The sequence below is a fragment of the Candidatus Rhodoblastus alkanivorans genome (assembly GCF_022760755.1).
In the GTDB taxonomy this organism is placed as follows: domain Bacteria; phylum Pseudomonadota; class Alphaproteobacteria; order Rhizobiales; family Beijerinckiaceae; genus Rhodoblastus; species Rhodoblastus alkanivorans.
This window is the reverse complement of record NZ_JAIVFP010000001.1, coordinates 2666715-2682430: the sequence shown is the minus strand read 5'-3', so window position 1 is coordinate 2682430 and position 15716 is coordinate 2666715. Positions and strand designations below refer to the sequence as shown.

Below are 15716 nucleotides of genomic sequence, written 5' to 3'. Positions count from 1 at the left end.
GGCTTGCTACTGATTTGGAGCGGCGATGAGCGCGGCGCGGCGACGAACAGCGTCCGCGGATTTGAGCGCAAAGCCCGCGGATTCGAATGACAGGCTAGAGCAGGCGCGACTCTATTCCGAGGAGCTGGGCCTCGACATTGCGAGCGGCCGAGAGCGCGACCTGTTTCTCTGGTTCATCGCCAGCCAATTGTTCGGCCAAAGAATCTCCGAAGAAATCGCCGCGCGCACCTTTCGCGCTTTTGTCGCGCATGGGCTGACCAGTCCGCAAAAGATCCTCGACGCCGGCTGGGACTATCTTGTCAATCCAGTCATGCGGGAGGGCGGCTATGTGCGCTATGACGAAAGCAAGTCGCGCAAGATATTGCGCGCCTGCCGTAAGCTGCTCGATCAATACGACGGTAAAGTGTCGCGACTTCACGAAGTCGCGGCGGATGCGCGCGACCTCGAAGCGAGGCTCGACGAATTCTATGGCGTGGGGCCGGTGACGATTGAAATCTTCCTGCGCGAGTTGCGGCCGTTCTGGAAAAAGGCCGATCCGGAAACGCCTCCGGCTTTGAGAAATCTGGCGCGAAAATTTGGCGTCGATCTCGAAGCTTACGATCGCGGGAGCCTTCGCCTTGCGCGCGTCGAGGCGGGGCTGATACGCGCCCGCCATTCCGCGCCGCGGAAGAATTGATCGGGAGCGCGCAATGTCCACGGCGTCTGGAGCGCGCGCTTCGAGGTGGCGACGACGACCGGATGGCGCACAAAAAACCGGACGCCGCAGCGTCCGGTTCCGCCTCCGAGGGAGAGGCTGAGTTGCGCCCCGCCGAACCATAGGGAGGACATGGCCCGCGCGCAGCCATTCCATAAAGCTGGAAAAATTGCTGCGATGCAATATTAAATTGTGCAACGCATCATTGTTCATGGCGCATGGCTTCGCCACCGCCAATGCATAGGTCAAGCCTGTCGGGGAAGGCGAAGAAAGCCCAAGTTTCCTTCCAAACATTGAAACTGCGCCGCCACTTTCCAACGGGGTCGCGCGCATTGTCTTGAAGATTGCACAAATGAGCGGCGATTGTTCAGTTTTCTGGTCTACGACAAAATATTTGCTTCAAAGCAATGGATATTGCAATATTTCTGTTATTGGCATGATGATGTAGTTCAGTGGAATGCAGTCAGAACATAAATGTCACAAGAGTTGGTTGTCGATTGGCGCGAAAGAGCGAAATTGAGTGCAAACTAACCGTTCAACTCTAAAGACGCACTTCAACTAGTCATAGAAATCAAAGAGTCCATCGGCGCCAGCAGCGTCGGTTACAGAGCTTTACAGGCTGATCGGATATTGGAAACCGTCCGACGCGCCAATGAACCTTCAGTTCCGTAAGTGGCGGACGCAAAGGCGGCGCTCTATTCGCTCGGCAAGGCGCTCGATCAGATCACGCTGAATTGAATCGCTCGCAACAGTCGGATGATCGATTGGGCGTCATGTCGATCGCACGCGCAATGATTGCGCCCCCGCTCCGGCGCTGCGGAACCTGAACGGCGCGCCGGAACGGGCTGCCGAGCGATTTCGAGCGCGTCGATCACCCTCCCTGCGGCAAAACGATCTCGAACACGCAGCCGCCGTCCTGTTCGTGCGGGCGGATCGCTTTCACCATTTCCGCGGCGGTCTTGAGATCGAGCAGGAAATCGCGCGCGGCCGGCTGTCCCAGCGCGAACAGGATTGCCGGGCTGATCGCCAGAATCGGACCGCAGCCGGTCCAGCCGAAGCGCGTCGCCGCGCCATCGTTGCGCCTGACGGTCTGCATCTCCTCATAGCTCAGGCCGACGAGCATGAGGACGTTGTGGATGTCGTTGATGTCGGCCGTATCCAGGATCGGCCCCGGAACCAGTTCGTCGCTCCCGATCGCGCCGATGAAACTGGACAGGCGATAATCGTCGGCGTTCTGTTCTGGAAGTTCGCCCTGGTCGCCATAGAGAAACGGGTAGAACGCGGGCATCGCTATATCCGATCAGAGAATTGCGCGCTGCCGCGTCCTCGCGGGAGCGGCGGCGGAATGAGCGCTTTCAGTCCGCGGTCCCCGTCTTGCCCGTTTCGTGGGCCGCGATCCATTTCTTCAACTCGGCGACATGGCCGGCTTCCTCCGCGACGAATGCGGCCGCGAACCGTTTGACTTCCGGATCGTCGGTCGTATCGAGGACAGATTTGTAATAGTCGTGGCCGGCGGTTTCGGCGGCAAGGGCCACCTGCAGGGCCTCGCCGCGGCCGAGCATCGGGTCGGCGCCCCAGATCGCGGCGCTTTCCGGGCTTTCGAGGTCCGGCCAGACAAAATCCTGCGGTTCGAGCTTGGGAATATCGCGAAAGCCGGACCGCGCCTGGGCGTCGGCGAGATGCATGCGCGAATAATTCGCCAGGCGGCGGAAGAGTTCGGCCACTTCCTTGTTGCCGCCGTTCTCCATGGCGTCGGCCAGTTCGCCGAAACGAGCCGCCGCTTCCGCCTCGAGATGAATGGAATAGGCGAGAAATTCCTCGACCGTAAGCATTGGGCCTCTCCATGTGCTGGACGCGCTTCTCAGGCGCGGGGCTCCACCCCGCGTGAAGGCGGGGAGGACTTTTTCGGGTGACGCCATTGGCCCTCGCCTCCGATTCGTCGGAGACAAGGGCCAATGGCGGCATCAGTGGCCGCCGCGCTGGTCGGCGCGCACGCCATGGCTCATTTCCAATGATCCATGGCGCGCGGCGATTAGACCGCGTGCTTGGTCGCCAGCCATTCCTCGCGGGCGATCCAGGCTTCGAGAATCTTGACGTGCTCGGCCTCTTCCTTGACGAATTCCTTGGCCAGCGCGACGACCTCGGGGATTTTCGAGGTTCCGCTGACGGCGTAATAGAATTCGTAGCCGCGCTTCTCGCCGGAGAGCGCCGCGCGCAGGGCGTCGAGACGCGACACATCGGCGTCGCCGGCGAGCAGCGAGGTGCGTTCCGGCGTGGCGTGCTCGGGCCAGACGTAATCCGGCGGGATCTGCGCGGTGAGGTCCTTGCCCTTGGCGCGCTCCTTGGCCTGCTTAAGATGCAGGCGGGAATAGCCGGCGAGCTGGCGGAACAGCTTGCCGACCTCGGCGTTGCCACACAATTCCATCGACGCGGCGAGGCCGTCGAAATGGGTGGCGGCGTCTTCCTCGACCTTGATCGCATGGGCGAGGAAGTGGTCGGCGGAACTGATCTCCATCCCGCCCGTATAGATCTTGGCGGCGGTGGAAAGGTGCGGCGGCTGGGCGGGAATCGTCTCGTCGCCGGCGAATTTCACCAGAATGTCCTCGTTGCGGACGAAGCACTGGCAGGCCAACCGATAGCGCGGCGGCATGTCGTTGACTTCGGCGTTGGCGACTTCTTCCCTGGTGATCTTGCCGAGCTGGCGCAGCGCTTCCTTTTCCTTTTCGGTCAAGGCAATGCCATAGGGACGCTTTTCGCTCAGGATTTCGACTTCGACGAGACAGGAGCCGCATTCGCCGTCCTGGCAGTCGAAGGGAATCGGGATTTTGTTGGCTTTGGCGACGGCGAGAATGGTGCCACGATCGCCCGCCACGGCGTAAACCGTCACGTCGCGCGATAGGGACGGCGATGAGAAGGTGATGTTGGCCATCAACATGCCCTCGGGTTTTTGAAGCGGGATTGCTTCTACTGCCCGCGAGCAAGACTTGTTCCCGCCGCGACTGAATATTTCCCGGGTGTCCGATCCAAAATGACGCTACTCCGCAAGGACAATTTGTGCAAATCCACGCAAAGGTGAAAAGATCGCGACAAAGCTGAGGGCGAACCGAACATGCGACGTGTCAAATGGGACGGGCCACGTGAGTAAAAAATTGGCGCCGATCGCTCTAATATTGACGCCAGTCTAACTTGAGCCTGGCGGTTGCGCGCCCGACGAGGCGGGAAGAAAAACGCGCCGGAACGACAATGCGCGCGGCAACTTTCCCCCTCATCTGCTCGCGGCGCAACGCCGCAAGCCTTCTGTTGCAGGATTCGATCCGGTGACGGAGATGCTGATAGGAAACCTTCCCCGGCTTGGTCGCATGGCGCTTTCCGTAAGGAGACGTTCGGGCCGCGAGAAAGCCGCGCCGCGCGCCGGAGTTGGGCCGTGAGCCGCCGCCCGAGCCATTACTCGTCGTTCGACGCGTTCAGCTCTTCGAGCGGGATGGTGGCGTCGGGTTCCGGCTCGCCATCGCGAATCGCGCGGCGCCCGGCGCCGATAGCGGGCACGCAAAGACCCCGCGCACGCGCCCCATCCGCCCAGCGCAACCATTCATCGGATGAATAGGGGCTGGTCGCCGGACCGCATTCGATGAGGATTTCCTGCAATTTTCCGCCCTCCGCCGCGCCGCCGCCCTCCGCGCCGGCCGCGGGATGGGAAAGCCGCCACCAGACGGCGTGCACGACGAAATCCTCGCCGAAGGGAGGGGCCGCATCGGGCCGCCGGATAGAGAGATAGCTGCCGATCGCCGGGATTTCGGGCAGTTCGAAATCCAGCTCGTGAAAGGGTTTGGACCGATCCAGGTCGCGAACGACGACTTTGGCTTTGACCATCGATTTGCTCCCTTGCAAGGCGTTGACGGCGGACGCTTCAAGCCGCCTGCCGGATGCGGTCGCGTTCGACCAGGTTGCGATAGAGGCCCTCGTCCGCCGACCGGCGCCAGGATGCGGCCGCGCGGACGAAAGACGGTCCATTTGCGACGGGAAAGCGGAGGCATTGGGGCGGCTCATGGTTTGAAATCGTGAGACCGGCGCATCGGCGGGGAGGCAACGCGAAACATCAACGCAGGATCAAGCGCTCGGTTGCAGCCCGCGCGCATATGCCGCGTTTGGGCGGTCCGACGCCAGCAGAAAACGAGATCCGAAGGCGTCTAGAAAACTCGGGGCTATTCAGCCTTCAAACTTTTTATGTTTCAAACTGAGACGCTACCGAAAAAAGACAGAAGTTGCAGATTGTTCGACGTAATCCTATGTTATTGGGTCTGGCCGGTCCCGACCGTTGGGTGCGTATCGTCATGAAGCCCAGGTACTTTTTCGGGATCATCATTGCGAGTTTTGTCGCCGGGGTCGTTGGCGTGGCCATCGCTTGGGCGGATGAGCAGCGAGTCGCTCTCGTCGTCGGCAATGGCAATTACAAATCCATCAATCGCCTCGTCAATCCAACCAACGACGCCGAAGATATGGCGCGGGCTTTGCGTAAGGTCGGCTTCGAGGTCATCCTGCGCACGGATTTGACCAAGGACGGCTTTGACAAGGCCCTGGCTGAATTCGCGCGCAAGGCGGCGGGGGCTTCAGCGGCGCTGTTCTATTACGCCGGCCACGGAGTCGCGTACCAGCAGCAGAATTATATTCTTCCCGTCGACATCGAGGTGCGCGACCAGGTCGACCTGCAATTTCGGGCGATCGAAATGCCCCATGTCATGGAGGCGTTCGACCGCGTTCCCGGCGTCAAGATCGTGATGCTCGACACTTGTCGCGACAATCCGCTGGACAGGCGCTTTGCCGGAGTCACCCGTTCGATCCAGGACCGCGGGCTGGCGCGAATCGATGCTTCCGAAGGATTCGTGATCGCTTATGCGACCTCTCCCAACCACACCGCCCAGGACGGAACGGACCACAACAGCCCGTTCACCGACGCTTTCATCCACCGCCTCGCCGAACCGGATCTCGAGATCGCCACGCTTTTCCGGCGCGTGACGCAGGATGTCTATGAGCAGACCAATGGCCGGCAGCGGCCGGAGGTTTCCATTTCCCTCATCGGCGACTTCTACCTCAACCCCATCACGTCGGACGCGCAAGCGTGGTCGCGCATTGCCGATTCCACCCAGGCGGCGGATTTCGAGCGGTTCATTCAGAGCTATCCGCAATCCTCGCATATCCCCGAAGCGCGGCGCAAACTTGAGATTTTCGCCAAAATCGAGCTTGAGCGCGACCAGCGCCTGCTGCAACAAAGCGAAGACCAGGCCAGGGCGCTGCAAAAGGCGCAGCAGGAAAAGGCCGACCAGGAACAAAAGCGCCTCGACGCCTTGCGCCAGGCGAGAGAGGAAGTCGAACGGCGGGCTTTGCAGGAGCAGGCAACGCGGCGCGAGGCGGACCGCGAGGCGGTTGAACGCCTGATCAAGGAGCGTTTGGGCAAAGCGCAGCCGGCGCCGGCGAGCGCCGCGGACGCCACCGCCGTTCGCAGCGAAGTCGAGCGTCTCGCCGAAAAGAATCGTCAGGAACGCCAAGAGTTGGAGATCGCTGCGGAGCGTTACCGGCTGCATCAATTGATTTTGCACCGCGAGAAAGCGGCGGGCGCCGAGGCGGACCGGCTCGATGCCGAAATTCGCGATCTCGTTCGCAAGCAGGTGGAGCGCATCGCTGCGCAACGACTGCAGCGCGCGGGCGGTCAGTCGGAAGTCCGCGAAACCGCCGGCGGCGTCACGCCGAAGCCGGCCCCCGAGCCTGTCCAACCCTGACGCGCCGCGCCTTACTCGCGCACGACACGAAATCCGTTGGCTTCATAGCGCACGTCGAAATCATATTTGTAACGCGAAGCCGAACGCACAAAGCGCGGGTCGCTGTTGAACGCGCCGCCGCGCAAGACACGCTCCTGGCAGCGGGGCGTGACCCAGGCGGAGCCGTCCGAGGGGGCTGAACGGTAGGAATCGTGCCAGCAATCCTCCACCCACTCGGCGGCGTTGCCCAACATGTTGTAAAGCCCGAATGCGTTGGGAGGATAGGCGCCGGGCGTAACCGGACCATCGCTCGGCCTGGCGTTGCAACCGGAACAATTGACGCGATTCCTTTCCATTTTCGCGCCCCAGGGATAGGTCGTCGTCGCGCCGCCGCGCGCGGCGTATTCCCATTCGGCCTCGCTCGGCAGCCGGTAAGTCCGGCCCGTTTTTTTTGAAAGCCAATGGACATATTGCTGCGTGTCGTCCCAACTGAGATTGGTCACCGGCATTGTCGCGCGGTCGGGGGCCGTCTGCGCCGGGGCATAGGCGCAACCCTTATCGGCGACGCAAGCGTCCCATTCGGCCAGCGAGATTTCCCGTTTCGCGATATAGAACGCCGATGGAATGACGACGCGGTGAACGGGCGCCTCGAACGGGAACATCTCCCTTGAGCCCATTTCGAAAGAGCCGGCGGGAATCCTGACCATTTCCGGACAGTGCGAACAATCCCTGTCGGCAGAAGCGGATTTGGCCGGCGCCGGGGCCGGAAGAGGAGACGGCGCGGTTTGAGTGGGTGTGGGAACTGGCGCCGGCGCGATTTCGGCGGGTTTGGACGGTGGCGCGGCGGGGGCGCCCGATTGCAACTTGCGCAGGCGCTCGCGCGCCTCACTGGCGAACCGGCCGTTGGGAAAAGCTTCCAGATAGATTTCGAAATCGCGCGCCGACCCGCGATCCTTGATATCGTTCCAAAAACGAACTTCAAGCGATTCAGCCGCCGCGACCGTTTCGTTGGCGGCCAGCATTCGCGGCGCGGACGCCCGGTCCGACGCCAGTGGCCGCCGCATCGTCCCGAGCGTGGGCGCCTCCTTTACGGACGCGGCGCGAGCCGGAGGCGGGAAAAAAACGAAAAAGGCGCCGACCGCCGCAGCGACGGCGGCCGTCCATCGAAGGCCGCTCCGCCTTCCAGCTTCCGAACCGTAAACGGGGCGCCGATCCCACAAAGCTGTTGAACAGGTCCGAATTTCAACGCACATAGATCGTTATCTTTTTCGACATGACCGGCGGCGTATGCGGGATGTGCTTGTAATCGCCCATCAGCAGCTGGAGCGTATGACGACCGGGCGGAAGCGTCAAAGTCACCTCCGTCTGGCCGTTGCCCAGATGAATGTGGTTGTAGTCATTGGGAATCGGCTTGGAGAGATCACCGACGTTGGTGTCGACCAGCAGATGGTGGTGGCCGGTATTGGGCTTGTCCACGCCTGCCGGAGCGACGCCCATGCCGCTGAGGCCGATGCGCACGGTGAAACGCTGAGGCACATGGATGCCGTCGATCGGATAATGAAAATAGACCCTCGCGCCGGGCGGCGACGGCGTGCCGGCGATCGCGGCGCCGGAAAGGACGGCGGCGAGGATCAGCGCCAAAGCCGCCGGAATCGCAGCTCGCATGAACATCGGTCGCTCCCTCCCAATTTGTCGGCGAGGCCGGCCATCAGTGTCGCAAATGGCGATGGTGATAATGGTGGTGATGGTATTGCACGGGATGCAATCGCTGTCCCGGCTTCAGGACGGTCACTTCGATCCTCTGCGATATGACCGGCGGATCGTGCGGGGTATGCCGGTAATCGGCGAAGATCAGCTGTAGCGTGTGCTTGCCGGGAGAGAGCGAAAGCTTCACCTCGGTTTCGCCCCGGCCGAAATGCATGAGATTCGGCTCGTTCGGCAGCGGCTTGTCGAGCGGCGGCGTCGGCAAGTCGATCAGCAGATGGTGATGCCCGGTGTTCAGCTTGTATACCCCCGCTGGACACACGCCCATATTGCTTAAACCGAAACGTATGGTCGAATGCGGATAGATGGTGTCGCCGTTCTTCGGATAGATGAAATAGACCCTGGCGTCGGGCGGCGATGGCGTCCGGCCGGGCGGCGGCGCGGCGCTCGCGGTCTTGGGGGCGCCATTGTCCACCGCCACGACATGGATCAGTTTCGACATGATCGGCGGATCGTGCGGGATGTGCTCGTAATCGCCGAGCAGCAGCTGCAAGGTGTGCGGCCCCGGCGTGAGGTCGAGTTGCGTCTCCATCTGGCCGCGCCCGAAATGGATGTGGTTGGGGTCGCTGGGGATTTCGCGATCCAGAGGCGGCAGGTCGGTGTCGATCAGAAGATGGAAATGGCCCGAACCGGGAATTTCCTGGCTCGCTTTGCCGGCCGCCGCGATGACCACGCCGCTGGCGCCGAATTTCACGGTTGAATGGGTCGGGATTTTCGCGCCGTCCTCCAGGCCGACGAAGGAGATCCTGGCGCCGGGCGGCGCGGGCACGCGCGGCTTTTCGACGGTGCTGGCGCCGACATGGACATGAATGGCTTCGGAGGCCACCGGCGGAATAAACTGCATGTGGTGCTCGTCGCCCATGAGCAGTTGCAAGGTGTGGTCCCCCGCCGGAAGGATGATTTCCGCCTCCTGCTGGCCGCGCCCGAAATGGAGATGATTCGGGTCGTTCGGTATCGGAACGTCCGGGGGCGGCAGTGGATTGTCGATGATGATGTGGAAATGTCCGGAATTCGGCTCAGGCTTGTCCGTGGGAACCACCGCGATATTCTCGGCGGCGAAATGGACCGTGAACCGCGAGGAAACAGCGGCGCCGTCTTTCAGGTCTGAGAAGTAGATCCTGGCGCCCTCCGGCGCCGGCTTGCGCGGAAATTGTTCCGCCGCCGCAGCTTGAACGTTCAGCCAGCTCAACGCGAGTAAGGCCGCTGCGATGAACAGAGAGAACGCGCGAGTTCCTGACATCGCTATCCTCCAGCCATTCTGCCCATACAACTGCAACGGCACTGGCGAATCAAGAGGCGCGCGCCGGCAAAATGGAATTATCTGTCCGTGGCGTCGCGCCCGACGAAGGGCGGCGCCGCGTTGAGCGGCGCGCGGCGCGGAGCCCGACGGACCGACGGCGATGTCCTGCCCTCGATGATCAGCAGGTAGAATTCCGGCTTCGGAACAAAATTGGACATTTTCGCCACGAAAGTCGTCGGCGACGTTTTGTTCAAATTCTGCGCACAGAAGGAGACGATGCGCGACGCTTTCCCTTTGTCGACGGAAAGCCGGTAGGCGACCGCAGGCACGGGCGCCGCCGCCGGGTCGCGCATCAGGATACGGATGCGCCGTTCCCTGAGTTGTGCGACATTGGCCTCCGCAGCTCCGGCCATGGCGTCGATACCCTTGAGGACGGCCGGTTCGCTGCAGAACGTGCTTATTTGCGCCGCGGCATCCGCCGCGAGTTCCTTGTTGTCGCGCAAGGCCTTGCGCAACAGCGAATCCTGGCGAACGCCAATGCTCGGCCGATAGGCGATTTCGACATCGACCGGCTTCGCCGGCTGGAGCGTCATCCTGAACGCGCCTTCGGTCTTCACGGTCCAGGTCGGGAACAGCAAGGGCGCGCCCTCGACGCTCGTTCCCACCTCCTTGATCAGCCCGTCAGCCTGCAATGATTTTTGTAAGGCCTGTGGCGCGGCAGCCAGTCGGGAGCCGAAATCGCCGACCGGAACGAGCGGCAGTCGCGCCTTGGCGAGCGTCGCCGTGACGTTTTTGCCGTCGAGCGAGGCGGTTTGAGACAAGGTCATCGCGGCCGGCGCGCCGGCGATCTTCAGCTTTGCGTCGAGAAAATTGATCGGGTCCGATCCCGGAATGGCATAGGTCGCATCGGGATCGGAAAAATCGAGGTCAGGATAGCGGAAGTTAAGTTCGATTCGAACCGGCGCAGGTCCCGGCGTCGATATTCGATATCTGAAGATGACCCGGGCGAGGGAAACCGCCACGTTCTCGGACTCGAGGACGACAGGCGCCGAACCGCTCGCCTTGGCGATGTCGAGTCCGCCCGTCGTCAGCTCAATGAGCGATTCGGAAGCGCTGACCGGCGCGCATGACTGCGCGAGCGCGCAAAGGACGAGGCCGCAAGCATGGATTTTCCAAACCGTCATCGCCGCTTCCGGTTTCCCCGTTCATGCCGCCACGGCGTCGAACAATCGACAATGAGGCGCTGGATGTTCATCGGACCACGTAAAATTGCGCTGCGAAGGAAAGATCGGGAGCCGTGAATTCGTCGCTCGCTCCCGTCGGAATGAAGCGCAGGCTTTGCGCCGCCTGACCAAGAAATGTCGCTTCGTCCGGGCGCCCGATCAGATTCGCGGGCACGTCGGGAAGATCGACCACTTGCAGCGGCGTCTCGCTGAAAATGGCCATGGTCATGCCGACGCCGACCGGCGGCGAAGCGATAAACTCATATGTTTTGGAGTCAGCCGCAGGAATGACGATCGGGACGCCGGCCTGTATCCTGTTCGCTTCAGCGGACTTTTCGCCCTCTGCCGCCGACAATGCATTAGGGTAAATCTGAGACGTCTTTCCATGGGCGTCAACATCGACGATCACGACATATCCCGTTTTGTTCGCGCGGATGCGGAACGATATTTTCGAGCCGATCGACAATTGCGCCGCCGGCGCGAAGTCGAAAGCGAGACCGACTTTATTCTTCAATGGAGGACTGGCGGGAAGCGCCGCCACGTCGGCTTCCTTCACCTGCGGGCGATTTAGGGCGCGCGATGGCGCCGGCCAAGCGTCAATGCGCACGCCTCGGACGGCGCCGCCCGGATCTTGCGGCTCCTGGGCTTGCGCGGCGCCTGAGATCGGCGGCGCGCCAAGGAGGAGAGCGCAAAGCAGGAAGGCAGGAGAAAGAGCCACACGCATGGCGCGCTCACGGCGAAGTGAAGATGCGGACATAGCCGATGTGGGGGTCCAGACCATCCAGCGCGGAGGCGAGCGCCTGCAAATCGATGTGGCGCGCGCTTTCGCGCAAGGTCTGTTCGAGTTCCGGCATCGGTCTGGCGGCAGTGACGGCGACGACATAATCCGCGCCGAACGGTTCGCGCACCTGGAAGGTCACGGTATAGGTCGGGTCGGCGCGCTGCGCCGGATCCGCGCCGAGGGGATAAAGCAACTGCGCCGCGCCGGTCCCCGAAAGGTCGAACAGGACGAGATATCGGCCCCTCAATTGCTGAATCTCGATGTCGATGCGCGAGCCGCGCGTATGCAATTCGTCGACCGACAGCAGTTTTATCGGCTGGACCTCCCGCGCCTGCTGGCGCTTGAGCCATGCGATCGCCAAAGCCTGATCGACGACCCCGGTCAGGTCCGCGGCCGAAATGTCGCGCGCCACCACGTCGGGGCCGGCGAGCACTTCCCGCGATTTCGGATCCCAAATCAGATCCGGGTTGGATTTGGCGTCGACCAGCACGACCGGGCGCAGGCGCTGGAGCGCCGGAAACCAGGCGGCTTGGCCATCGAGGGCGGCGATGCGTATGGGCTCGGCGCCGATATCGGCCAGGCTCCTGGCCGCCTTCGCGTCGGCCGTTCCGGCGCCGGGAGCGGCTTCCAGCCGAACCGGCGTCGTGAATCCGTCCTGCCCTCCGCCTGCCTGCGCCGGCGGTTCATCGGCCGGGACGATCGTCAGCCCGCCGGCTCCGGCGCCGACCGGACGCACCCGGACGCCGCGCGTCTGATCGACGGCCGACGTGCTTTCGGCGGCAAGCATAAGGGCGGCTCGGGGGGAAGCGGCGGGGCCCGGCGGCCAATGGGCCGCTGGCGCGGCAAGGGCGGCGGCTTGGGCGAAGGTCGCGGCCAATCCGCTCGCGCCGACCAGCAGCGCCCGCCGCGCTGCTCGCGCTGGACCGCGGACCTTGACCTGTTCCCGCCTCGAAGAGTGGATGGGGGACATGATCGCGCCTTTCCAATCGACTTTAGCGCAGGGAATTGATCCTTGCCAGTTCGGCTATTGGATTTCGAACGCCGCGACGGCGGCGGCCGCTTGCGGATGGGCGCCGATTTCCTGCGACGCCTGAACGAACAGGTCCGCCGCCGCCGATCTGGTCGTGGCGCGCAGGGACGTGAAGGGCGCGGCGCTGGCCACCGCGATGAGCAACAGACGGCGGGTCCGAACTTCGGCGTCCTGCCGCAGGCGCATGGCGAAGCGCCTTTGCGGCGCATCGCCGCGCAGCACGTTGGTGGCGTTATAGGTTTCGCCGTCGTCATCGACGACAAGCAGTTCGACGCTCGCCGGCGACGCCGAAACCGTTCCCGAGAAGACGGCGTCGCCGCGGACCACGGCGCTCTTCAATGCGATCGTCGGGGCCTGTGCGCCCCGTTTACGCAGCGTTTCCAGAAAGTCGATGGCGGGACATTGCGCGCGCGTGACTTCGCGCACCGAAATGTCCGCCAGGCGTCCGGTCAAGGCCTGGAATCTTTGATCGAATCGCTGGAAGGCGGCTGCGTCGAGCCCGAGGCCGGCGAGGGAAACCCGCGCCGGCGAAACTTCGATCGGAACCAGCGTCGCGCAAGGCCCGAGCTGAGGGCGCGCGATCAGAACCCGCGCCCGATCGAGCGCAAGGTCTTCGCTTGGCGTGGGGCCGGGCGGAGCTGCCGCCTGTTTCGCCGCTTCGGCTTTTTGCCGCGCGCTTTCGGGCTCATGCGCACCGACTTCGGGCGGATTCGGCCTATGCCGCTCGATCGCGCGGAACAGCAGGAAACCGCCGAGCGCCAGCGCCGCCGCGATTCCGCCGACGGCTGCGATCCGGCCCGCTCCCGGCCGCGCGGGGCCCGCCAGCGACTTTGGCAGCGCAAAAGGCAGGGGCGTCTCGGGCGGCGCGGGCTCTTTCGGCGGCAGGCGCACAATGGTCTTTTCGGCTGTGACGGGGAGAGCCGAGGGCGTCCAGATTTCAATGTCGCGCATCGACGTTGGGCGCATCGCCGGATCCGGCTGGAGCATGCGTTCGAGCAGAGGCCGCAATTCCGCGTCGGCGCAAGAGAGATCGGGAATGTCGCGACGCTTTTCGATCAACTCGAGCTGACTGCCCTTCATGTCGAGCGGCCGGCCGCAGCTCGCATAGGCCAGCACAAGGCCCAACGAATAAATGTCCGATCTGGCCGTGACCTCGCCACCGAAAAGGCCGAGCTGTTCGGGCGAAACATAATTTTGCTTCCCGGCGAAGCCCGATCCGATCACGGTCGCGTCCCGCGAGCGCGCCGATCGCGCGATGCCGAAGTCGATGATGCGCGCCCGGGCGAAATCGCCGTCGGGGACGATGATGTTGTCTGGCGAAATGTCGCGATGAACGACGCCGCGCCGGTGCGCCGATTCGAGCCCCGAGGCGACGCGGGCCTTGAGCGCGAGAATCGCCTCCAGCGGCAAACGACCCCGGCGCAGGATGTCGGAGAGCGCTTCGCCCTCGACGAATTCCATCGCCAGATAGGGCCTTTTCAGCGCGGGATCGACGGAGAACACGAAATAGCGAACGATTGCCTCATGATGGATGCTGTGCAGCGCCGAGGCTTCGCGGCGGAACATCGCGAGGGCGTCTTCGTCGCTGGCCAGATCTTCGCGAATGAGCTTGATCGCCACCGCATCGCCGGTTTGGATGGCATGCCCGCGATAGACCTCGCCCATGCCGCCGGCCGCCAGGGGTTCGTCGATCTCGTAGATTCCGTTAAGCTGCAGGCCCTTGCGGATCTGCGGACGATCGAGGCTCGTCATGAGCTGGCCTGTCTTACCGCGCGTCGGCCCGGCGACGGGCGCGTCGCGTCGGGCTTGAATTGCACGACGATGACCGAGACATTGTCCTTGCCGCCGCGCGACAAGGCCAGCTCGACGAGATGGTCGCAACCGGCGCGCGCGGCGCGTCCGCGCAGAGCGGACTGAATTTCGGCGTCGCTGACATGGATGGTCAAGCCGTCGCTGCAGACGACGAATGTGTCGTCGGGGCGCAGGTCGCCAAACGCGGCGTCCAATTGCGGGGTCTCCGCGACACCGATGGCGCGTGTCAGCACGTTGCGATTTGGCCAATGGTCGGCTTCCTCGCGCGCGAGCGCGCCACGGTCGATATATTCCTGCAATTCAGTGTGATCGTGGGTGAGTTGCTCGATGGCGCCGTCGCGCACCCGGTAGATTCGGCTGTCGCCGCACCAGAGACAGGCGACGCGCCGGTCGGCCGCGAAAAGCGCGGCGACCGTGGCGCCCGCGACGCCGCCGGCGACCTTTCGGGAAAAGGCGAAAATTTGCGCATTGGCTTCGACGATCCGCTCGCGGCCGGCGCGCGCCAGCGCTTCGACATCCGGCGCAGGCTCAATCTTGGCGAGGGCGTCGGTCACGCAGGCGCTGGCGTAGGCGCCCGCCTGATGGCCGCCCATGCCATCCGCCACCGCCCACAGGCCGACCTCCGGCAGCGCGATCATGCTGTCTTCATTTCTCTCGCGCACCAGGCCTACATGGGTCGCCGCGGCGCTCGAAAACGGCGTGTCCCATTCACTCCTGTCAGGCATCGCCGGCCTCCGCTCTAGCGAATTCGCCCGTCAGCATGGGGGCGAAAATAAAGGGCGACGGCAGCCGCCGCGCGGCGAACGCCCGCGGGGAAAAGCCGTCGCCGCCAATCGTCCACCAGAAGGACGACGACGAAAAGGCGCGGTCCGGATCGGCCCCGCGCGCCAGCGTGAAACAGGACTCGAATGCACGACCGGCCGTCTCGACCCGAACGATGTCGTAAGGGTCGAAAGCGACATCGGGCCAGGACGCCTTTTTAGGGCGGCTCCTTGGGGCGGGCGCCGCGCCGAAAGCGGCGAGCAGGGCGTCGTGCTCGCGCATGCCGAGGGTGGCGAGCAGATAATCCTCGACCTCCTCGAACCATTGGTCCTGGGCGTCGACCTCAGGCGGATCGAAGGTTTCTCCGGCTGCGGCGCAGGCGACCAGCGTCAACGGAAAATAGCGGCCGACCCCGTCCATTGACGGCATGATCGCGCCGATCGCGGCGGCGCCCAGAATGTCGGAGCCGAGCCAGAAACGCCAGATCGGCGCCGACAGATAGGCTTTGATCCAGCCGTCGCGCAGCGCGTCACGGCTGGCGGCGACCGCATTCTGCAGCCACGGCTCCCAGGCCGCCAAAAAGGACCGCGGCGTCGCCACGGCGAAAAAATCGCGGCGCGTCGGCGCCTTGCCGAACAGCGAGCAGCCCGCGCCCAT

General features: G+C 63.5%; 15 protein-coding genes. 2 read left to right on the top strand and 13 right to left on the bottom strand.

Going from position 1 to position 15716, the window contains the following annotated elements:
* Positions 1 to 61: 61 nt before the first annotated feature.
* Positions 62 to 676: an HhH-GDP family DNA glycosylase gene (locus K2U94_RS12360; RefSeq protein WP_243067503.1), complete on the top strand. Its 615-nt coding sequence runs from the start codon at positions 62 to 64 to the stop codon at positions 674 to 676.
* A gap of 889 nt (positions 677 to 1565) precedes the next feature.
* On the opposite strand, the gene K2U94_RS12355 is transcribed toward K2U94_RS12360, so the two are convergent.
* From K2U94_RS12355 to K2U94_RS12340, 4 genes are all read right to left on the bottom strand, one after another.
* Positions 1566 to 1982, bottom strand: a complete 417-nt coding sequence (locus K2U94_RS12355) for a hypothetical protein (RefSeq protein ID WP_243067502.1) — start codon at positions 1980 to 1982, stop codon at positions 1566 to 1568.
* 67 nt (positions 1983 to 2049) lie between these two features.
* Positions 2050 to 2526: a ferritin-like domain-containing protein gene (locus K2U94_RS12350; RefSeq protein WP_243067501.1), complete on the bottom strand. Its 477-nt coding sequence runs from the start codon at positions 2524 to 2526 to the stop codon at positions 2050 to 2052.
* Positions 2527 to 2726: 200 nt separating this feature from the next.
* Entirely contained in the window at positions 2727 to 3623 is an 897-nt protein-coding gene (locus K2U94_RS12345; RefSeq protein WP_243067500.1) for a 2Fe-2S iron-sulfur cluster-binding protein, read from the bottom strand.
* A gap of 515 nt (positions 3624 to 4138) precedes the next feature.
* Positions 4139 to 4564 carry a hypothetical protein gene (locus K2U94_RS12340; protein WP_243067499.1) on the bottom strand — a complete coding sequence of 142 codons (426 nt, stop codon included), beginning with the start codon at positions 4562 to 4564 and terminating at the stop codon, positions 4139 to 4141.
* A gap of 461 nt (positions 4565 to 5025) precedes the next feature.
* Between K2U94_RS12340 and K2U94_RS12335 the strand changes: the two genes are divergently transcribed.
* Positions 5026 to 6468, top strand: coding sequence for a caspase family protein (locus K2U94_RS12335; protein WP_243067498.1), 1443 nt, complete (start codon positions 5026 to 5028; stop codon positions 6466 to 6468).
* An 11-nt stretch (positions 6469 to 6479) separates the two neighbouring features.
* On the opposite strand, the gene K2U94_RS12330 is transcribed toward K2U94_RS12335, so the two are convergent.
* The 9 genes from K2U94_RS12330 to tagF all read right to left on the bottom strand — a co-directional run bounded on the left by K2U94_RS12330 (position 6480) and on the right by tagF (position 15716).
* Complete coding sequence (locus K2U94_RS12330; protein WP_243067497.1) at positions 6480 to 7469, bottom strand: formylglycine-generating enzyme family protein; 990 nt, start codon at positions 7467 to 7469, stop codon at positions 6480 to 6482.
* Between the two features lie 220 nt (positions 7470 to 7689).
* Positions 7690 to 8118 (bottom strand): DUF4399 domain-containing protein, encoded by a 429-nt coding sequence (locus tag K2U94_RS12325; protein ID WP_243067496.1) that lies wholly within the window; start codon positions 8116 to 8118, stop codon positions 7690 to 7692.
* Between the two features lie 37 nt (positions 8119 to 8155).
* A complete protein-coding gene (locus K2U94_RS12320) occupies positions 8156 to 9451 on the bottom strand; it encodes a DUF4399 domain-containing protein (protein WP_243067495.1) in 1296 nt (431 codons plus the stop codon).
* A gap of 77 nt (positions 9452 to 9528) precedes the next feature.
* On the bottom strand, positions 9529 to 10635 hold the full coding sequence (locus tag K2U94_RS12315; RefSeq protein WP_243067494.1) for a DUF4424 family protein: 1107 nt from the start codon (positions 10633 to 10635) through the stop codon (positions 9529 to 9531).
* A 67-nt stretch (positions 10636 to 10702) separates the two neighbouring features.
* The gene (locus tag K2U94_RS12310) at positions 10703 to 11398 is read right to left on the bottom strand and encodes a DUF4384 domain-containing protein (RefSeq protein WP_243067493.1); all 696 of its coding nucleotides are present in this window, start codon (positions 11396 to 11398) and stop codon (positions 10703 to 10705) included.
* A 7-nt stretch (positions 11399 to 11405) separates the two neighbouring features.
* On the bottom strand, positions 11406 to 12425 hold the full coding sequence (locus K2U94_RS12305; protein WP_243067492.1) for a DUF4384 domain-containing protein: 1020 nt from the start codon (positions 12423 to 12425) through the stop codon (positions 11406 to 11408).
* Positions 12426 to 12479: 54 nt separating this feature from the next.
* Positions 12480 to 14237 (bottom strand): serine/threonine-protein kinase, encoded by a 1758-nt coding sequence (locus K2U94_RS12300; protein ID WP_243067491.1) that lies wholly within the window; start codon positions 14235 to 14237, stop codon positions 12480 to 12482.
* Positions 14234 to 15022, bottom strand: coding sequence for a PP2C family protein-serine/threonine phosphatase (locus tag K2U94_RS12295; protein WP_243067490.1), 789 nt, complete (start codon positions 15020 to 15022; stop codon positions 14234 to 14236). The genes K2U94_RS12300 and K2U94_RS12295 overlap by 4 nt, the downstream gene beginning before the upstream one ends.
* Positions 15015 to 15716, bottom strand: a complete 702-nt coding sequence (tagF, locus tag K2U94_RS12290; protein ID WP_243067489.1) for a type VI secretion system-associated protein TagF — start codon at positions 15714 to 15716, stop codon at positions 15015 to 15017. Before tagF ends, K2U94_RS12295 begins: the two co-directional genes overlap by 8 nt.